Origin of the sequence: Legionella sp. PATHC039 (assembly GCF_026191275.1) — a bacterium.
Classification (GTDB): Bacteria; Pseudomonadota; Gammaproteobacteria; order Legionellales; family Legionellaceae; genus Legionella; species Legionella pneumophila.
Genome location: NZ_JAPHOP010000001.1, coordinates 1,023,549 through 1,041,396 on the forward strand (window position 1 = coordinate 1,023,549; position 17,848 = coordinate 1,041,396).

A 17,848-nucleotide genomic window follows, 5' to 3' on the forward strand; every position below is an offset into this window, starting at 1 on the left:
ATGGAAGTAATCTTATTAGAAAAAGTACGTAATCTGGGAAATCTAGGTGATAAAGTACACGTTAAATCAGGTTATGGACGTAATTATTTGATACCACAAAATAAAGCCGTCTTTGCAACAGAACAAAATATTGATTTATTTGAAAAACGTCGTTCTGAACTAGAGAAAAAAGCTCAACAAGCTTTGGCAAATGCAGAACAACGTGCTGCTAAATTCAACGACACCACTGTAGTTATTAGTGCTATGGCTAGTGACGAAGGTAAATTATATGGTTCTGTTGGCGTTAATGAAATTAAAGACGCATTGCTTGAAAAACAAATTGAAATTAGCAAGCGTGAAATTGTTATGCCTGAAGGCCCTTTACATTCTATAGGTAATTATGTTGTTGAAGTACATGTACATAGTGATGTAGTAGCTAACCTTCAAGTTGAAATTATACCTGCTAAATAATTTGTTTGATACCGACCTAAAAATATTCAAATCAACAATATTTATATAAATTCTTACTTCAAGTTGTGCGTCATAACGCACAACTTGTTTTCTATTATTCAATGTGCATTAAGATATTGTAATTTTGTAAAAAATTGCCCAATTAAATGTGACAAAATAGTATTCTTTGCTTATAATGCGAGCACACTAACTATCAAGGAATCATTCTATGTCTCATTCCAAAAGAGAGCAAAATCCTATTGACCGGAATTTAAGTGACTTTAGGCAAGTTGCAACACTATTAAATAACGAGGGTCTTGTTGTTACTGAACATAACTATAAAAAAGTCGAAAACTTATTAAATAGATATAAAGAGCTAGCAACATTCAATGATCAAAATCAAAGCAAATTAAATGGAAAACAAATAGGTGAATTAAATAAAATTAGATTAATTATTTCTCCGGAAGAGCGGCGAGAAATCAGAAAAAGTGTTACAAGTATCGAAAATGGAATAAAAAATAGAGAAAAAAGAATAAAAGAAGAATATACGAGAATAGAAAAACAACAGGCTAAGGCAAGAGAAGCAGTTCAAGTTTTATGGCCACAGTTGCAAGAAGCAGCAAAAAAATTTATAAATTCTGGAATAGTAAACATGGAAGAGCTATTGAAAGAATATAAATACTTAAGAAACGAATTATATAATCATGCGCTTAATCTTCCTACTCAGGAAAGAAAGCAAAAAAATCAAGAGATGGCCGAGTTATCCCGTCTTGTCAATATACATGAAAGCAAATTATACGAAGAAATTAATCGAGCCAGGAAGGTAATTGAAGCTGCAGTGACTCAAGCACAAAAGAATGTAGACAGTATGTCATTGCTGCAAATGGTTCGACTCATGCTGCCTAAATTGAAAGAAGCAGATATATTAAAAATTGCTCAAAAATCTGGAGTACTTTCCTTACAGGATACAACGACCTCTGAACATGGGGCAAATTTAGATAAATTGGTCGTAAGAGAACAGCCATTAGAAAAACAGTCTGCTCTAATTTCTATAATGTTCAAGGAATTGGCTCTCAATGGTGCTCAGGCTGGTCCTCTGGCAAAATACCTCCAGGCAGTTCAAGAAAATGCAAAAGATCTAATAAGTGGTAAAAAAACTCACTTTACTCTGCTTTATCAAACAAATGAGGGTGAAATTGGAGGGTTTTATTTTAACATTCATGAATTGTTGCAGAATCAGCATCAAGCAATTTCCAAGCTTGTACATGAAATGTATAAGAGAGGAGTAGATCAAAACAGTCGAGTTGTAATGGCTTTTGCTAGTCCAGAACAAGTTGCGTCTTTGATGTTAGCTAATGGAGAAAATATTAAAGCATTAACTGAAACCGGCAATTTACAAGAGTTAACTGAACAATTATTAGAAAATGCTGGAGATTCAAAAGCATTGGCTCGCATTGTAGGACATGATGCTGTAATTAGCCAGAAAACTTCAGAAATAATTAGAGATCTTAATCGTTCAAAAGAGCAAAGTGGTATAGAGCCAGCTGAAGTAATGAAATTATTTCAAATAATTGCAATAATATTTGAAACTCGAAATATTTTAATTAATTGGATAACTGCTCCTGTGCATTTGAAGGAGCAAACGGAGCAAGCTTTATTGGGCGCAGGTAAAACTCCTGCCATCGTTGAGGGCAAAGGCACCCAACCCAAACGCGTAAGATTCCTACCTGATTTAGTGGAAAAGCCAAAAGCTACATTGTCAGATATTGAACAACCCGCTACCAAAAGAAAAGATGATGAACTACTTGATAAGAAAATACAAGTTGCATTAGAAAAGGTTGATCAAGCATTAGAAGAACTGAAAGGTAAAATAGGGGATATCAACCAACATAAATATGACAAAGCCTATGAAGCAGCAAAAATTCTTCTAAGACAATTGCAAGAAACGCGTGATCAATATGCTATTGATTTAGCTAATCCTCAAATCAATTTCAAAGAGGCGGGGCTTAAATTTAAAGAAGCTAGTAGCCTGGTGATTCAACAGGCCAAACCTATCCTGGAAAAGGATCTAGGTTGGGGAGAGTACCTCAAGAACCTGTTTAAAGTGATAGTAAACGCTATTGTATTTTGTGTGACTTTTGGAGCAAGTCAAGGCTTTTTTGCTACGACACGTGCGAAATCTGCTGAAGCAGTGGAGAAAGCGGAGAGCGAACTGGAACTAAGTCAACTCAGTTCATTACCAAAATAATACATATAGTTAACTAGTTTGTTATGAGAGCAACATACGATTTTTATTATACATATAATGAGTAATGGAAATCGATGTTGCTTTTTTGAATTAAAGATAGCTTCAGCCTATATTTTCCACTTGATGTTGCATCCAATACTTGGTTTTTGTTCAAAATCAAAAGGTTTATTATTTAATAAGCAATCCAAAGCCTGGCGTATTGAGTTGCCAGTTACAGGAATACCATTTCCTGGTCTTGAATCATCTAATTGTCCTCGATAAACTAAAGACAAATCAGAATCAAAAACAAAGAAATCCGGTGTGCAAGCTGCATTATATGCTTTTGCTACTTCCTGAGTTTCATCAAAAAGATATGGAAATGGATACTGATGAACTTTAGCAGTTTGAATCATATTTTCAGGTGAGTCATCAGGGTAACTCTCTACATCATTGGAGTTAATAGCTAAAAAACGAATTCCTTGGGGAATATAGTCATTAGCAAGTTTTGTTAATTCATTATTGATATGTTTCACAAAGGGGCAATGGTTGCATATAAACATAATCACAGTAGCCACATAACGTGGAGTCTCTCTTAATTTAACTTTACTTCCACTAACCACATCCAATAATTCAAAATGAGGAGCTACTGTACCTAATGGAAGCATGTTTGATAGAGTTCTAGCCATTTTATTAAATCCCTCAAATAATCTTAAAATACCAATTGATAAAGAGCATATGACGCAAATATTGTATTAAGAATGCCCCATATGTAACAGATGTATTGACCTCTATACGCACTATAATAAGAATATGCAGCTACGCCTGAACTTCCAGAAAAAAATATGATTTGATTATGGTAAGCAAGCCCCATCGAAAGCAGTGCTATTCCTATAATGCCGGTTAATAAAAAAATACTGTTTCCCTTGCCAAACATTAAATAAAAAATCAGTAGCTGTAAACACAGCAAAGAAGGTAAAGCTAATCCAATATATCTCCCCATACCAAGAAGTAGGGAGGTATGGCCTGCCCCCAAAATTAATTCCAGAGCAATAAAATAAATCAATTTATAGTGAATTGCTGTAATCATGAGAGCAAGTGAGCCAGTAATGTAATAGACTTGGGGATTATTCTGGCTCAGCCCATAAATAAGTAACAAAGCACCAACAATACCTAGTACCAGATATATCGTGTCATACTTTGTTTTACTCACGGATCACCATTTTAGGTAAATTCCTTTAGCAACCGATTCCTGTATAACTTCATTTTGTGATTTATTAGTAGAAATCCAATAGTTTCCCATATTACTAAGTGCAAATTTAACACGAGGATATTGGCAGACTTCGAGAACATCTCGACAATCAACTAAAGCAGTATTTTCATCAACATGCTTATAACACTTAAAGTTTAAATTTTTTACATCTGAGGCGAATGCTGCCCAACTCATTGGATCTAGCGATGCTTGTAAGGGAGGAATCATAAACGCATCTGAGTTATCAAAACGTTCAAGCTCAATTTTCGAATCTGAACGGTTTTGAATGAGATAATAGGTTTGATTACCTGTTTCATTTAAAATTAAATAATTTTCACTATAACCAAAACCAGTGACTTCACAGCCACGGGGAAAAATCGAAGCAGCCTGGACTGCATTGGTCGCAAAAGCTGTGATTAACAGCGTTTTAGTAAAATAATTAATTAATGACATAATTTCCTCAGAAAACAAAATTAAGATGCTATTTTAATCATTAAATAGACAAAGTCTATCACGGAATAAAAAAATCAAACGCATAGAAGCTATTAATTCGTCTTTATTATATCTTTGTTATCAGGTATTCATAAGTTATTGGCATAATTTAACTTCTATAGAGGCGTAGATCTTATATCAATTGCTTGCATTACCTCTCTATTTTTTCAGTAAACAGATACTATTTAAAGCAATAAGAAAAGAAAAATTCCTAAAAGAGTACGATAAAACAGTGCCACCAGAGATCTAATATCTGCATGGAAAACATAAATTACATATAAACTCAATCTTTATTATTTGCCGTAATCTTAGCTTTGAACATCGGATAATAAGTCCTGTAGAAACTTAAAAATAAATACATGCCCACATAGCCCAAAGATAGGCTTACCCATAATTTATTTGTTTCAGGGTAATTAACTAGCAGGCAAAATGAACTGATGCCATAAAGAGCAGAACAACAATGCATTAATATTTTCAAGATTCTCGACTCAGTCAAGTAATCTAACCTTGATGGGTAAACATATTTTACTGGAATAAAAATCAGTACACAAAAAAGGGACAAGAGGACAGTGTTCACAATCATAGAAGTGTTAAAAATATACATATAGAAGACAGTAATATTCCAATAGCAGGGGAACCCTTTAAAAAAGTGATCAGGGGTTTTGGCGTCATCCTGGCAGAATTGATAGGCCGAAGTAATTGTAATAGCAGCTATAATTGGCACGACATAATCAGCTGGCAGCATACCCGGTTTAACTAGCAAGAAAAAACATGGAGTAATGACATAATTCAAATAGTCAACTATATTGTCTAATAAAGCGCCATCAATTTTAGGCAATACGCTTTTTACATGAACCAATCGAGCAAGGCTACCATCTACTGCGTCAATAAATACAGTAATTGCCATTAGCCATAAAGCAAATACATAATCATGCTGGTAAATTTTATATAAGCTAAAGACACCAATACAGGCAGCGCTGGCAGTAAATACATGGACAAACCAGGCGGCAAAATACTGATTAAGGGTAAAGGGAGGCTTTATTGGATTCATTACTTATCCTAGAGTTAATCAATGTCATCTACTACTAATTAGGGCTTCAGTTTTTTTGTAAAAGCAAAAAACAAATTACCTTTAAAAATATCCAGTGCAATGATTAAATCTGGATTGCTTTGTTCATCAAGACGATGTGTTTTTACTTTTTACTAAAACAGTGCAAGTCCTTTTTACTTAACAGGTTGATTTTTATTACTGTTCTTTAAGACAATGTCGTTTAAAATAAAAATAGTATCAATATTCAAAAGCAAAGTGCAAGTTAGGTTAATTATTTAAAATAAAAAAAAGCCTTGATTTGGTCTAAACTATAGGCAACGTTAATCATATCGAGTAATTAAATGAATATTCAAACTGTCAACCCGACAACTGAAGAAGTTCTAAATAACTACACATGCTTGGATTTTGATTCAATAGACAAAAAAATAGCGTGTGGATATGAGGCCTATTTAAATTGGAAAAATTCTAAATTCGACATAAGGCGCTCTTTAATGCTCAATCTTGCTCAGATATTAAAAGATAAAAAGCAAGAGTTAGCACATTTAATGGCTTTAGAAATGGGTAAACCCATTACAGCAGGTCATGCTGAAATTGAGAAGTGTGCTTGGGTATGTGAACATTATGCTGAAAATGCAGAACAATACCTAATGCCAAGAACTGTTCAAACTGAAATGAAAACAGCAAAAGTTTGTTACAGACCACTAGGAATTGTATTTGCCATAATGCCTTGGAATTTCCCATTTTGGCAGGTTTTTAGATTTTCAGCACCAACTATCATGGCGGGTAATGGGGCTATTTTAAAACATGCCCCAATATCGAGTGGAACAGGAAATAAAATCGAAGAATTATTCAGAGACGCTGGATTTCCTTCTTCATTATTTCAACACTTAATTGTAGATAATGATGGGGCATCTCATATCATTGAAAATCAATTTGTTACCGCTGTTACTTTAACTGGAAGTGAACGTGCGGGGCAAAGTGTTGCAGCGCATGCAGGTAAAAATTTGAAAAAATCGGTTCTAGAATTAGGCGGTTCAGATCCCTATTTGATTCTGGAAGATGCGGATTTAGATCTTGCTGCTCAATGCATTGTGGCTTCACGATTAAATAATACCGGGCAGGTCTGCATTGCGGCCAAGCGAGTTATAGCACTTCAATCGATTGAAAAAGAATTAATTTCTAAAATCAAAGAACTCATCAGCAAATACAAAATGGGAGATCCATTAGACCCCAATATTAATTTGGGACCTATGGCAAGAAAAGATTTACGAGAAAATTTGCATTCACAAGTAGAAAAATCTGTTAAACAAGGTGCTAAATTATTGCTTGGTGGTATAATTCCGGAGGGTAAAGGGTACTTCTACCCGCCGACATTATTAACTGATGTTAAACCTGGAATGACAGCTTTTGATGAGGAACTATTTGGGCCTGTTATTGTTATTATTACTGCTAAAAATGAGAGTGAGGCAATTTCACTGGCCAATATGAGTCAGTATGGTTTAGGTGCTGCTGTATTTACAAAAGATCTTAATAAGGGAGAGCATATTGCTACTTATGAAATTGAAGCAGGAACCTGTTTTGTTAATGCTTTTGTAGCCTCTGATCCAAGACTTCCATTTGGGGGAATAAAGCGATCAGGATATGGTAGAGAGTTATCAAGAGAAGGTATATTAGAGTTTGTAAATACCAAAACAATTGCGATTAGTGACCCAAAACATGGTAAAAAATAGTAAATTCATTTTTATTTCAATTAAAAAACAGGAGATGAGTTGTTTTGAAAAGGATCATTTAATTGCAAACTATGCTATTTCATCCGGGAAAAATGGCGTGGGTGAAAAAATTAATAGTGGATGCACTCCGAGAGGTTGGCATAAGATCCATTCTATACTTGGCATTGATCTGCCAATTAATAGTGTGATGGTTGCCAGAGAATGGACTGGTGAGATTTATTCAGAATCATTGGCAACTCAATTTCCAGAAAGAGATTGGATATTAACCCGAATTTTACAATTGGATGGATTAGAGCCTGGTCGAAATAAGGGCGGAGATGTAGATACTTTACATCGTTACATTTATATTCACGGCACACCAGATACAACTCAACTAGGTATACCTGGCTCACATGGATGCATTCGCCTGAATAATGATGCAGTTATTGAGCTGGCAGCTTGGGCAACAAAGAATACTTTAGTATACATACAATGATTAATAACAATTAATGCTTCGGAGCATAAGTGAACCTGAAGGGGTAAATGAATGTCCTATAAATTTGAAGAAGGTAAAGACGCAATAGTAAAAAGCGTTGTTGAAAAAATTAAGCAAACAATGACTGGCGAACAAACAGAGTTTTGCGCTGAATTCGCAAAGCAATTTTATGGGACTGTCGCCCTTGAAGATCTTCTAGAGTGGGAGGTTGATGATCTTTATGGAGCAGCAGTCAATTTCTGGTCTTTGATTTGTGAACGCGCTCCACACGAAACAAAAATTAGGATTTATAATCCTGATTATGAACGTCATGGATGGCAAACTACGCATACTGTTGTAGAAGTTATCTGCGAAGATATGCCTTTTATTGTAGACTCTCTGAGGATAGTAATTAATCGAATGGGATTAACATCTCATCTTACTATTCATATGGGAGGAATTAGGGTTAAAAGAGACAGCCATAACAGGGTTACTAAAATTCTTCCAAGAAATGGTGGAGCTGCTAGAGATGATGTTTTACATGAGGCTCCCATTTTTATAGAAATTGATCGACAAACAGACCCGGCTACCTTATCGGAGCTCCACAAAAATTTTGAACGTGCTCTTGAGGACAATCGAGCAGTATTTGAAGATTGGGATAAAATGCGTACTAAAGTACGAGAAATTATCAAGGAGCTTGATACTGTACCAAAGACAATTGATATCAGCGAAATTGAAGAGACGAAAGCCTTTTTAAATTGGATGGAAGATCACCATTTTACTTTTTTAGGATTGCGAGATTATGATTTGATTAAAAAAGGAAAAGAAACCATTTTACAACCTATTCCTGAAACAGGATTGGGCGTTTTACGCCAAAGTCTGAGCAAATCAAATGCAAGAAGTATTACGGCAATGGGGCCAGAAGCACAAGGATTAATTTCATCACCCCGCATTCTTGTAATGTCCAAAACAAATACTTTAGCCTCTGTTCATAGAGATGCTTATACCGACTATATTGGTGTTAAGCGCTTCAATAAAAAAGGAGAGGTAATTGGCGAAAGGCGTATTATAGGACTGTATACTTCTGCTGCTTATCATACAAATCCCAAGCATATTCCGTTTTTGCGACATAAAGTCGCATTAATTATGAAAAATTCTAATTTAAATCCCTATAGCCATGCAGGTAAAGTATTATTGAACATACTTGAAACTCTTCCAAGAGATGATTTAATTCAAGGCACTGAGGATGAGTTACTGGAAATAGCTATGGGTATTTTCTATATGCAAGATAGAAAACGTATCCGCCTGTTTGCTAGAGCCGATGTTTACAAGCGATTTATTTCATGCTTGGTATATGTTCCCAAGGATCGATTTAATACTGAATTAAGATATGCCATGCAAAAAATTTTGGCAGACAGTTTTAACGCTGAAGAGATTACCTTTTCTACTCAGTTTTCGGAATCGGTATTGGCAAGAATTCATTTTATAGTAAGGGTTAATCCCAAAAATTTACCCGATTTTGATTTAAAAGAAATAGAGCAAAAATTGATTGAAGTGGGGCGGTCGTGGATTGATGATTTGCAACATCATTTACATGAAATCTATGGCGAAGAACAAGCCAATACACTTTACTCTCGGTATAAAAATGCGTTTCCAATATCTTATTCTGATACCTTTTCACCAAGAACGGCTGTCTATGATATTAAGCATATTGAAATGCTAAGCCTTGAAAATCCGCTTGGTATTAATTTCTATAAGCCATTGGATGAGTCTGAGAAGAGCTTTAGGTTAAAGGTTTATCAGCATGACACCACTATTCCTTTGTCTGATGTATTACCTATCCTGGAAAAACTTGGTTTAAGAGCAATTAGTGAACGTCCTTATGTTTTAAAATTTGAAGATGGTAAAGTAGCATGGATTAATGATTTTGCCATGCAATACAATAAAGAAAGCGAGTTTAATATCGACGAAATAAAAGAGTTATTTCAAAATGCATTTGCCAGGGTATGGTTTGGTGATGCGGAAAATGATGGCTTTAATTTATTGGTATTAGCGGCCGGATTAAATTGGAGGGAAGTTGCTGTATTAAGAACCTATGCAAAATATTTCAGGCAAATAGGGTTTACATTTAGCCAGGATTATATGGAAACAGCACTAAATAATAATGTAAACATTGCCAAGAAATTAGTTAGGTTATTTGAAATTCGGTGCAATCCCCATGACTCCAAAAGGAGAGAGGATAGATACGTTGCACTTGTCGCTGAAATTTTATCTGATCTTGATAATGTAGCCAATCTGGATGAAGACAGAATTATAAGACAATACGTGCATGCCATCGGTGCCACTCTTCGTACCAATTTTTATCAAGTTGACGCTCAAGGTAATCCTAAGAATTATATTTCTATAAAATTATCCAGCAAACTCATTCCTGGTGTACCAAAACCATACCCCATGTTTGAAATTTTTGTTTACTCGCCACGATTTGAAGGGGTTCATTTGCGCTGTGGTAAAGTAGCTCGCGGAGGTTTACGTTGGTCGGACAGACGTGAGGATTTTCGAACCGAAATTCTTGGCTTAATGAAGGCTCAACAGGTAAAGAACTCTGTAATTGTTCCCAGTGGCGCGAAAGGTGGTTTTGTACCCAAACAGATACCGGCTAGTGCTACTCGTGAAGAAATTATGGAGGAGGGAATCAGCTGTTATAAACTCTTTATAAGAGGTTTGTTGGATATAACAGACAATTACAAAGAAGGATTCATTGTAAAACCCCAAAATGTTGTTTTTTATGATGAAGATGACCCTTATCTTGTGGTCGCTGCAGACAAAGGCACTGCTACATTTTCTGATATTGCCAATTCAATTTCCCAGGAATATGATTTTTGGCTTGGAGATGCTTTTGCCTCAGGTGGCTCTGTTGGTTATGATCATAAAAAAATGGGGATTACTGCTAAAGGGGCATGGGAATCTGTTAAACGCCATTTCTATGAATTGAACAGAGATATCCAAAACAATGATTTCACTGTGGTTGGCATAGGAGATATGGCCGGCGACGTCTTTGGAAATGGCATGTTGTTGTCCAGGCATATCAAACTCGTAGGTGCTTTTAATCATATTCATATATTTGTAGACCCTAATCCTGAAGCTGAAGCTAGCTTTAAAGAACGTGAGCGATTATTCAATCTTCCCAGATCTAACTGGATAGACTATGATAAAAAACTCATTTCCAAAGGAGGAGGGGTTTTTTCTCGTAGTGCAAAATCTATCCCGGTTAGCCCTGAAATGCAGAAAGTGTTTGGAATAAAACAAACTTCAATTGAACCTAATGATCTAATTAAAGCAATATTAAAAGCCGATGTGGATTTACTTTGGAGTGCTGGAATTGGAACCTATGTCAAATCGAGTACTGAAAGTAATACTAGCGTAGGAGATCGAACAAACGATGCAACTCGTGTTAATGCCAATCAGTTAAGATGCAAAGTTATAGGCGAAGGTGGGAATTTGGGATTAACCCAGTTAGCACGCGTGGAGTATAGTTTACACGGCGGCAAAGTCTATACAGATTTCATAGATAATTCTGGTGGGGTTAATTGCTCAGACAAAGAAGTTAATATTAAGATTTTATTAAATAATGTTGTATCAGCTGGGGATCTGACTCCAAAACAAAGAAATGAGCTTTTAAGTAATATGACTGATGAAGTAGCCAAATTAGTGCTCAGAGATAATTTCCTACAAACCCGAGCCATTAGCTTAACTGCTTCTCAAGCCTTAAGAGCCATTGAATTACATGCAAGATATATTAACGAACTAGAAAAATCAGGTAAAATTGACAGAACTTTAGAGTTTTTACCTGATGAAAAAGTCCTAATGGAACACAAACTAATGGGGAAAGGATTAACTCAACCTGGAATTGCTGTTTTAATGTGCTACAGCAAAACCATATTAAAAGAGCAAGTTCTTGCTTCTGAAGTTCCTGAAGAAGATTATATGAACCAAATACTTATTGGTTCATTTCCCAAGCCTCTGCAAGAGCGTTTTAGTAAACAAATGCAAGATCATCCCTTAAGAAGGGAGATAATTGCTACCCGTTTAAGTAACATTATTGTTAATGAAATGGGCTTCACGTATGTTTACAGGTTACAAGATGAAACTGGGGCCTCTGTTGCGGCAATTGTCAGGGCCTATATGATTGCCAGAAGTGTCTTGAATCTGGAAGCAATATGGAAACAAATTGAGGAGCTTGGCACAAAAATCAGCGCGCAAACTCAAGTTGATATGATGATGCTGTATGTTCGACTATCCAGGAGAGTGACAAGGTGGTTTTTACGGACACATAGAAGGTCGATGAGTATAACGCAGGCAATAGAGTTATACGTAAAAGGGGTTGATGAACTGAAAAAATCCATGCCTGCCGTTTTTGGCGAAACAGGCCGGATTCAATATGAGGAGCATTTCCAAGAGCGGATAAAAGAAGGGATACCACCTCAACTTGCCCATGAATTAACAGTGACTCGAGGCTTGTTTGCCGCAACAGACATTATAGAAATTGCCTATGAGGAAAATATAAAAATACCAAAAGTAGCTGAAATATATTTTGGTATTGGCGAATTTCTTGACATAGCCTGGCTTAGAACCCAAATTATTGTTCACACAACTGAAAATAATTGGGAATCTTTATCTCGAGAGGCATTACGCGATGATTTAGATTGGCAACAACGACAGTTAACAGCTGCCATAATGGGTTTTGAGCCTAATAATAAGGATTTGCAAGAACGATTAACAAGATGGGGAGAGACACACGTTTCTTTAATTGACAGGTGGAATTATATTCTGACAGCTCTGAAATCAAGTACAGCCTTGAACTATACTATGTTTTTAGTTGCCACCCGAGAGTTGCTGGATTTAACCCAAACGACATTACAATCCAATTTAAAAATGGAAGAGTCATTTTGACATGAAAGGAGTTAAATGAAATGGAGGCTAAAACTGCTTCAGAATATTCAACACTGAGCAAATTATTTCATTGGATTATTGCATTGGCAGTTATAATCATGCTAATAGCAGGTTTTTTTCTTGATGAAATACCTGAGCAATTTCAGGGGGTTGCTTATATGCTTCATAAATCAACAGGAATTACTATCCTTTTCTTGATGATTTTGCGGTTTATTTGGATCCATGCTAAAGGAAAACCTGCTTTACCTGACTCTGTTAAATCTTGGGAGAAAATATTATCAAGGTTTGTGCAATATGGTTTTTATGTGCTCTTGATTGTTATGCCATTGAGTGGTTGGATCATGTCAGTTGCAGCAGACAGAATACCAAATTACTTTGGCTTGTTTAAAGCGCCACTTCCATGGATTGAACCTAATAAATCTCTAGCAAAATTAATGGCTGAATCCCATGAAATTATTGCGTGGATTTTAATCGCCTTCATCACATTACATGTTTTGGGTGCTCTTAAGCATCATTTTATTGATAAAGACAATGTATTGAAGCGTATGCTGCCTGGAAAAAGCAAATAGCCTTCTGTTTTTGAAAATTGAGCCTGAACTTCAAAGTTCAAGCTCAATTTTTTCTTCTAATTCGATTGGAAGTTTATTGCCTTCCAAACAGACAGATGAAAAGTTCTCTTTTAATATACTTGCAGCAGCTAAATATCGATTTTCACCAAGCATGGAGTAATCAATTAACTCTCCAATCTCTGTGTCTTCATCCGGTTTAAATAATTTTTGACCAGAATATAATTGATTATCTGACTGAATTACAAATTTCTTTAATTCATGCTTAAGAGTAGCCCTGTAGTGAGTTCTTGCGATGATTTCCTGACCTTTATAACACCCTTTATCAAAACTGACGTACGCGGTTTGATGTAAGCCAATTCTATGTGGTAAAAAGAGTCCCCTAGAATTAGGATAAATATCAATTTGATTGTTAAATAATCTAAGGGTATGCCAGGTTAATGAACCAAGTAATTGATTATTTTCAATAAAAGGCTTGCACAAACTATCATAATAGTCTGAATGGATTAAATAGATATAGAATCCTTTGCCTAAGTGATAAACACAACCATGACTCGTACAAGATAAAGCATATAATTCGCTGGGCAAAGGTAGTAACTGTGGTATTTGATCATTACCATGCTGTAAATAAAAGCCTAAAATTTTATAGTTGTGCTTTGAAGTGATTTTAACTCGAGAAAGCAGTGCAACTTTGTTTAATGAATTCTGAGTTACTTCAATTAAATCTTGGGGCAGAACTAATTTTACACCTTGCCAGTTGATAATATCCAATAAAGAAAGAATTCTCCCTTTAAGGTTACATTGGGCCCCTTGAATCATTGAAGTATCCGATACCAATCGTAAATCACAAGTTAACTGCCCTTGCAGAAAATCTATTGATTTCTCCCCAAACAAATCGATGACACCTAGATAGGATAAGTCAAAAAGATAGTTTTTCTGCTTATTTAATAATAATTCAGACTCTAGAGGGCGGAATGTTATTAAAGACCTATTATTCACTAAATGTTCTAATATAGTTTTCATATTAAGATCAATGATGTTGTTTATAATACAGACTAGTGTATCATTTGGCCTCTCAAAATCAGATATAATTATTGAATAATTAGAATTAAGTTGTATTTATCTTGAAGTAACAGAGGAAATCCATTGTGGACAATAGAGAAAAATCAAGGTTATTATGGAAATGCAGGCGAGGAATGCTAGAGCTTGATCTTGTTTTACAGAAATTCATAGCCAATGAGATTGATCGACTTACAGAAAATCAATTGAAAGCATTTGATAATCTATTAACCCACAATGACCCTATTTTATATGCCTGGTTAATGGGGCATGAGGAACCCGAAAAAGAGTTGCTTGAAATTGTATCATTCATCAGAAACTGTGATTAAACCAGGTAAATCCAAACTATATTTTCGATTAATTGTGATTCTTTATTTGTGCACCATTGGATTAGTTTTATATTCTTCTTTACCTGTGTTGATAGAAGGCATCTTAATTTTTCTTATCGTTATTCAATTTAAAAATGATGTAACTTACCAAAGTGCTTGCAAAAAAGTTAAAGAAATCAAATTCTCGAAAAACCTTACGTGGTCACTGAAAACAATAGATGGTACTACCCATCATTATGACAAACTAAAAATTCTTATTCATAATATGCTATTTCAAGTTATTCAATTATCTTCAGATAAAAAAAATCAGATGCTAATTCTATTTAATGATCAAATACCTACCGATCAATTACGATTATTACACCTAAACAGCAACAAAAACTAGTATATAATAATACATAGTGACTAAAATAAATCCAAATTAATAATGGTTAGACTTTATCATATCCTAACGTAATAACAAGCAAAGTAATAATGAGGAAGCTATGCATATTGAGACCTCTTTAAATGATGAATCTCTAATTGAATTAGCTCAAAAAGGCAACGGTCTAGCTTTTGATAAACTGTTTGAGCGTTATCAGGGCAAAATTAGACAAATGATTTATTTTTACACGCATGACTGGACAAATGTCAATGATTTAACTCAGGAAGTTCTTATCAAAGTATTTAGGTATTTACCTTATTTTAATGAACGCAGTCAGTTTTCAACCTGGCTATATAAAATTACTCAAAATACTATTAAAAATTATTTTCGTACCAATAATTTATATGCTGATTCAGAAATGCAGTATATGGATGAACAATTTTCTACACCACATAATTCTCCAGAGTCAGACATAATGGGATTAGAGTTTGAGAAACAAATAGAAGCAGCAATGTCATGTTTATCTGAAGAGTTACGATTATGTTATGGGCTGCACATATTTGATGGACAAACTTATCAGGATATTGCAAAAGAAATGCATTGCCCCATCGGAACTGTACGCTCACGTATATTTAGAGCTCGAAAACAGCTGATGGATATTGTAAGTGAGAATCACACTTTATAATATCATTTTGATATCATATAAAATCATCAACCTTAATCGTGAAATCAATTGCATTTAATTATTAATAAATAAGCTTACAAAGATCTGCTATTAGATAAACCTATGTTAAAATGCTTTGATTCGAATGAACCCGATAAAACCTCTTATGCTCGAAAGTGATCGCCTAATAAGTAGTCAAAGTATTGTCTCGGAAGACGCAATGGATAGAGCCATCAGGCCGCTTAGCTTGAGCGAGTACGTAGGGCAAGATTCTGTTAGCTCACAGATGCAGATATTTATCAATGCGGCAAGAAAGAGAAACGATCCTTTGGATCATGTTCTTATTTTTGGCCCACCTGGCCTTGGTAAAACCACTCTGGCAAATATCATAGCTCACGAAATGGGAGTGAATATCAGACAAACTTCTGGGCCAGTGATTGAGCGTGCTGGCGATATTGCTGCTATATTGACGAATCTACAACAAAATGATGTACTATTTATTGATGAAATTCATAGATTAAGTCCTGTTATAGAAGAAATTCTTTATCCAGCCATGGAAGATTATAAGTTGGATATCATGATAGGAGAGGGGCCAGCAGCACGATCTATTAAATTGGAGTTACCTCCCTTTACATTAATTGGAGCAACGACGAGAGCAGGGTTGCTTACCTCGCCATTAAGGGATAGATTTGGTATAGTGCAGCGTTTGGAATATTATTCTGTTGATTCGCTTACCAAGATTGTGGCACGCTCTGCGCATTTGCTTGGTGTCCCTACAAAACCCGAAGGAGCAAGAGAAATTGCATTACGCTCCAGAGGAACACCACGAATAGCCAATCGCCTGTTAAGAAGAGTCAGGGATTATTCTGAAGTGAAAGGAAATGGCATCATTACTGTTGATATGGCCCAACAAGCATTGGAAATGCTTGAAGTGGATCAGCACGGGTTTGATTTAATGGATAGAAAATTATTATTAGCGGTGATAGAACACTTCAATGGTGGTCCAGTAGGCATAGATAGTATTGCAGCTGCTATTGGCGAAGAAAAAGGGACTATAGAAGATGTTTTAGAGCCATTTTTAATACAACAAGGCTTTCTAATGCGCACTCCTCGCGGTAGAATAGCCACTTCGAAAGCTTATCAGCATTTTGGCTTTAGTGCGATCGAACAGGAATAACACATGAATCTTATATCAAATCATCAGCATAACATTAGAGTCTATGCAGAAGATGTTGATTATATGGGAATTGTTTATCATGCTAACTACCTTTGTTATTTGGAAAGAGCTCGAACTGAATTATTAAGGCAAAACAATTTAATTCTAAGTGAATTCGAAAAGTCCGATATTTTATTTGCGATTCACGAACTCACAATTAATTATGTATTTCCGGCCAGGTTAGATGATCAATTAACAATTAAAACAGAAATTAAAGAATTTAGAGCGTGCAGTTTTCTATTTAATCAAGAGATATCTAATCAACATAAACAATTAATTTGCAGGGCCAGTGTTCAGGTAGTTTGCGTTGGCAGTAATTTAAAGCCCAAGCGACTGCCTAATATTATGAGAAATGAATAACGAAACCTTTCAGTGTGGAGATTAATGGTGGCTAATCAAGCAAATGTACTAATGTATTTTATGCAAGCGGGTTTGGTAGTAAAGTCCGTTATGTTGATATTATTAATTGCTTCGATAATTTCATGGACATTAATCTTTCAAAGAGCATGGTTCTTTAATCGTAGAAAGCAAATGACTGAAACCTTTACCAGAAGGTTCTGGGATTGTGGAGATTTGAGCAAACTCTATGCTGATGTAGACAGTAATAGTGATGAAAGACAAGGGGTAGCCGCTATCTTTCACGCTGGTTTTAAAGAATTTGTTCGCTGCAGAAAACAAGGCAAAGTATCTATTGAGCCTATACAAAGAGTAATGCAGATAAGTCATGCCAAAGAAGCGGAAAAACTGGAGCAACATTTACCATTTTTTGCATCTGTAGGATCTATTTCTCCCTACGTGGGTCTATTTGGCACAGTTTGGGGTATAATGACATCATTTCAGGCTTTGGGACATGCCCAACAGGCCACTATCGCAATGGTGGCACCAGGTATTTCAGAAGCGCTGGTTGCTACCGCTTTAGGACTATTTACTGCAATTCCTGCGGTTATTGCCTACAACCGATATACGACACGTGCCAATACTTTGCTGAATAAATATGATTTATTTCAAGAAGAACTGATTTCTTTAATTGAACAACAAACTTCTGGTTCACCTAGGGGATAAGACTTA

17 protein-coding genes are annotated in these 17,848 nt (G+C 35.5%); 12 read left to right on the forward strand and 5 right to left on the reverse strand.

The annotated features are described in order from the left end of the window. Positions 1–450: a 50S ribosomal protein L9 gene (gene rplI, locus OQI99_RS04605; RefSeq protein ID WP_061514403.1), complete on the forward strand. Its 450-nt coding sequence runs from the start codon at positions 1–3 to the stop codon at positions 448–450. Positions 451–658: 208 nt separating this feature from the next. Continuing rightward, a complete protein-coding gene (gene legC6 / locus OQI99_RS04610; protein WP_265731397.1) occupies positions 659–2,677 on the forward strand; it encodes a Dot/Icm T4SS effector LegC6 in 2,019 nt (672 codons plus the stop codon). Between the two features lie 107 nt (positions 2,678–2,784). Here legC6 and OQI99_RS04615 read toward each other — a convergent pair whose 3' ends face one another. The 4 genes from OQI99_RS04615 to pcsA all read right to left on the reverse strand — a co-directional run bounded on the left by OQI99_RS04615 (position 2,785) and on the right by pcsA (position 5,448). Beyond that, positions 2,785–3,342, reverse strand: a complete 558-nt coding sequence (locus OQI99_RS04615) for a thioredoxin family protein (protein ID WP_014843897.1) — start codon at positions 3,340–3,342, stop codon at positions 2,785–2,787. Positions 3,343–3,365: 23 nt separating this feature from the next. Then, positions 3,366–3,866 (reverse strand): hypothetical protein, encoded by a 501-nt coding sequence (locus OQI99_RS04620; RefSeq protein WP_014843896.1) that lies wholly within the window; start codon positions 3,864–3,866, stop codon positions 3,366–3,368. A gap of 3 nt (positions 3,867–3,869) precedes the next feature. Continuing rightward, the gene (locus OQI99_RS04625; RefSeq protein WP_010947314.1) at positions 3,870–4,358 is read right to left on the reverse strand and encodes a hypothetical protein; all 489 of its coding nucleotides are present in this window, start codon (positions 4,356–4,358) and stop codon (positions 3,870–3,872) included. Positions 4,359–4,680: 322 nt separating this feature from the next. Next, positions 4,681–5,448, reverse strand: a complete 768-nt coding sequence (pcsA, locus tag OQI99_RS04630; protein WP_011213862.1) for a phosphatidylcholine synthase — start codon at positions 5,446–5,448, stop codon at positions 4,681–4,683. Positions 5,449–5,789: 341 nt separating this feature from the next. Between pcsA and OQI99_RS04635 the strand changes: the two genes are divergently transcribed. Genes OQI99_RS04635 through OQI99_RS04650 form a run of 4 tightly spaced genes read left to right on the forward strand, consistent with a single transcriptional unit; the run spans position 5,790 to position 13,151 of the window. Further along, entirely contained in the window at positions 5,790–7,178 is a 1,389-nt protein-coding gene (locus tag OQI99_RS04635; RefSeq protein ID WP_265731398.1) for an NAD-dependent succinate-semialdehyde dehydrogenase, read from the forward strand. Further along, on the forward strand, positions 7,165–7,653 hold the full coding sequence (locus tag OQI99_RS04640; RefSeq protein WP_027225500.1) for a L,D-transpeptidase: 489 nt from the start codon (positions 7,165–7,167) through the stop codon (positions 7,651–7,653). Before OQI99_RS04635 ends, OQI99_RS04640 begins: the two co-directional genes overlap by 14 nt. A 51-nt stretch (positions 7,654–7,704) precedes the next feature. After that, entirely contained in the window at positions 7,705–12,582 is a 4,878-nt protein-coding gene (locus OQI99_RS04645) for an NAD-glutamate dehydrogenase (RefSeq protein ID WP_265731399.1), read from the forward strand. 20 nt (positions 12,583–12,602) lie between these two features. Then, positions 12,603–13,151, forward strand: coding sequence for a cytochrome b (locus OQI99_RS04650; protein WP_061514410.1), 549 nt, complete (start codon positions 12,603–12,605; stop codon positions 13,149–13,151). 30 nt (positions 13,152–13,181) lie between these two features. Here the strand turns inward: OQI99_RS04650 and OQI99_RS04655 are convergent, their stop codons facing one another. Further along, positions 13,182–14,171: a YgfZ/GcvT domain-containing protein gene (locus tag OQI99_RS04655; RefSeq protein WP_265731400.1), complete on the reverse strand. Its 990-nt coding sequence runs from the start codon at positions 14,169–14,171 to the stop codon at positions 13,182–13,184. A gap of 125 nt (positions 14,172–14,296) precedes the next feature. Here OQI99_RS04655 and OQI99_RS04660 point away from each other — a divergent pair, with 125 nt between their 5' ends. From OQI99_RS04660 to tolQ, 6 genes are all read left to right on the forward strand, one after another. Beyond that, positions 14,297–14,536: a succinate dehydrogenase assembly factor 2 gene (locus OQI99_RS04660; protein ID WP_080447557.1), complete on the forward strand. Its 240-nt coding sequence runs from the start codon at positions 14,297–14,299 to the stop codon at positions 14,534–14,536. After that, the gene (locus OQI99_RS04665; RefSeq protein WP_061514413.1) at positions 14,478–14,921 is read left to right on the forward strand and encodes a hypothetical protein; all 444 of its coding nucleotides are present in this window, start codon (positions 14,478–14,480) and stop codon (positions 14,919–14,921) included. Before OQI99_RS04660 ends, OQI99_RS04665 begins: the two co-directional genes overlap by 59 nt. Before the next feature lie 100 nt (positions 14,922–15,021). Next, positions 15,022–15,585: a sigma-70 family RNA polymerase sigma factor gene (locus OQI99_RS04670; protein WP_061514414.1), complete on the forward strand. Its 564-nt coding sequence runs from the start codon at positions 15,022–15,024 to the stop codon at positions 15,583–15,585. A gap of 145 nt (positions 15,586–15,730) precedes the next feature. Beyond that, the gene (gene ruvB, locus OQI99_RS04675) at positions 15,731–16,741 is read left to right on the forward strand and encodes a Holliday junction branch migration DNA helicase RuvB (RefSeq protein ID WP_011213854.1); all 1,011 of its coding nucleotides are present in this window, start codon (positions 15,731–15,733) and stop codon (positions 16,739–16,741) included. Positions 16,742–16,744: 3 nt separating this feature from the next. After that, the gene (ybgC, locus tag OQI99_RS04680) at positions 16,745–17,140 is read left to right on the forward strand and encodes a tol-pal system-associated acyl-CoA thioesterase (protein WP_010947304.1); all 396 of its coding nucleotides are present in this window, start codon (positions 16,745–16,747) and stop codon (positions 17,138–17,140) included. Positions 17,141–17,164: 24 nt separating this feature from the next. After that, the gene (gene tolQ / locus OQI99_RS04685) at positions 17,165–17,842 is read left to right on the forward strand and encodes a protein TolQ (RefSeq protein ID WP_011946571.1); all 678 of its coding nucleotides are present in this window, start codon (positions 17,165–17,167) and stop codon (positions 17,840–17,842) included. The last annotated feature ends 6 nt before the right edge of the window (positions 17,843–17,848 follow it).

Excerpts from the sequence above, each read along its gene's own strand:
- OQI99_RS04665 (WP_061514413.1), top strand. The coding sequence starts at position 14,478 with ATGAGGAACCCGAAAAAGAGTTGCTTGAAATTGTATCATTCATCAGAA.
- tolQ (WP_011946571.1), top strand. The coding sequence starts at position 17,165 with ATGGTGGCTAATCAAGCAAATGTACTAATGTATTTTATGCAAGCGGGT.
- OQI99_RS04655 (WP_265731400.1), bottom strand. The coding sequence starts at position 14,171 with ATGAAAACTATATTAGAACATTTAGTGAATAATAGGTCTTTAATAACA.
- OQI99_RS04640 (WP_027225500.1), top strand. The coding sequence starts at position 7,165 with ATGGTAAAAAATAGTAAATTCATTTTTATTTCAATTAAAAAACAGGAG.
- pcsA (WP_011213862.1), bottom strand. The coding sequence starts at position 5,448 with ATGAATCCAATAAAGCCTCCCTTTACCCTTAATCAGTATTTTGCCGCC.
- OQI99_RS04670 (WP_061514414.1), top strand. The coding sequence starts at position 15,022 with ATGCATATTGAGACCTCTTTAAATGATGAATCTCTAATTGAATTAGCT.
- legC6 (WP_265731397.1), top strand. The coding sequence starts at position 659 with ATGTCTCATTCCAAAAGAGAGCAAAATCCTATTGACCGGAATTTAAGT.
- rplI (WP_061514403.1), top strand. The coding sequence starts at position 1 with ATGGAAGTAATCTTATTAGAAAAAGTACGTAATCTGGGAAATCTAGGT.
- ybgC (WP_010947304.1), top strand. The coding sequence starts at position 16,745 with ATGAATCTTATATCAAATCATCAGCATAACATTAGAGTCTATGCAGAA.
- ruvB (WP_011213854.1), top strand. The coding sequence starts at position 15,731 with ATGCTCGAAAGTGATCGCCTAATAAGTAGTCAAAGTATTGTCTCGGAA.
- OQI99_RS04625 (WP_010947314.1), bottom strand. The coding sequence starts at position 4,358 with ATGTCATTAATTAATTATTTTACTAAAACGCTGTTAATCACAGCTTTT.
- OQI99_RS04650 (WP_061514410.1), top strand. The coding sequence starts at position 12,603 with ATGGAGGCTAAAACTGCTTCAGAATATTCAACACTGAGCAAATTATTT.
- OQI99_RS04635 (WP_265731398.1), top strand. The coding sequence starts at position 5,790 with ATGAATATTCAAACTGTCAACCCGACAACTGAAGAAGTTCTAAATAAC.
- OQI99_RS04645 (WP_265731399.1), top strand. The coding sequence starts at position 7,705 with ATGTCCTATAAATTTGAAGAAGGTAAAGACGCAATAGTAAAAAGCGTT.
- OQI99_RS04615 (WP_014843897.1), bottom strand. The coding sequence starts at position 3,342 with ATGGCTAGAACTCTATCAAACATGCTTCCATTAGGTACAGTAGCTCCT.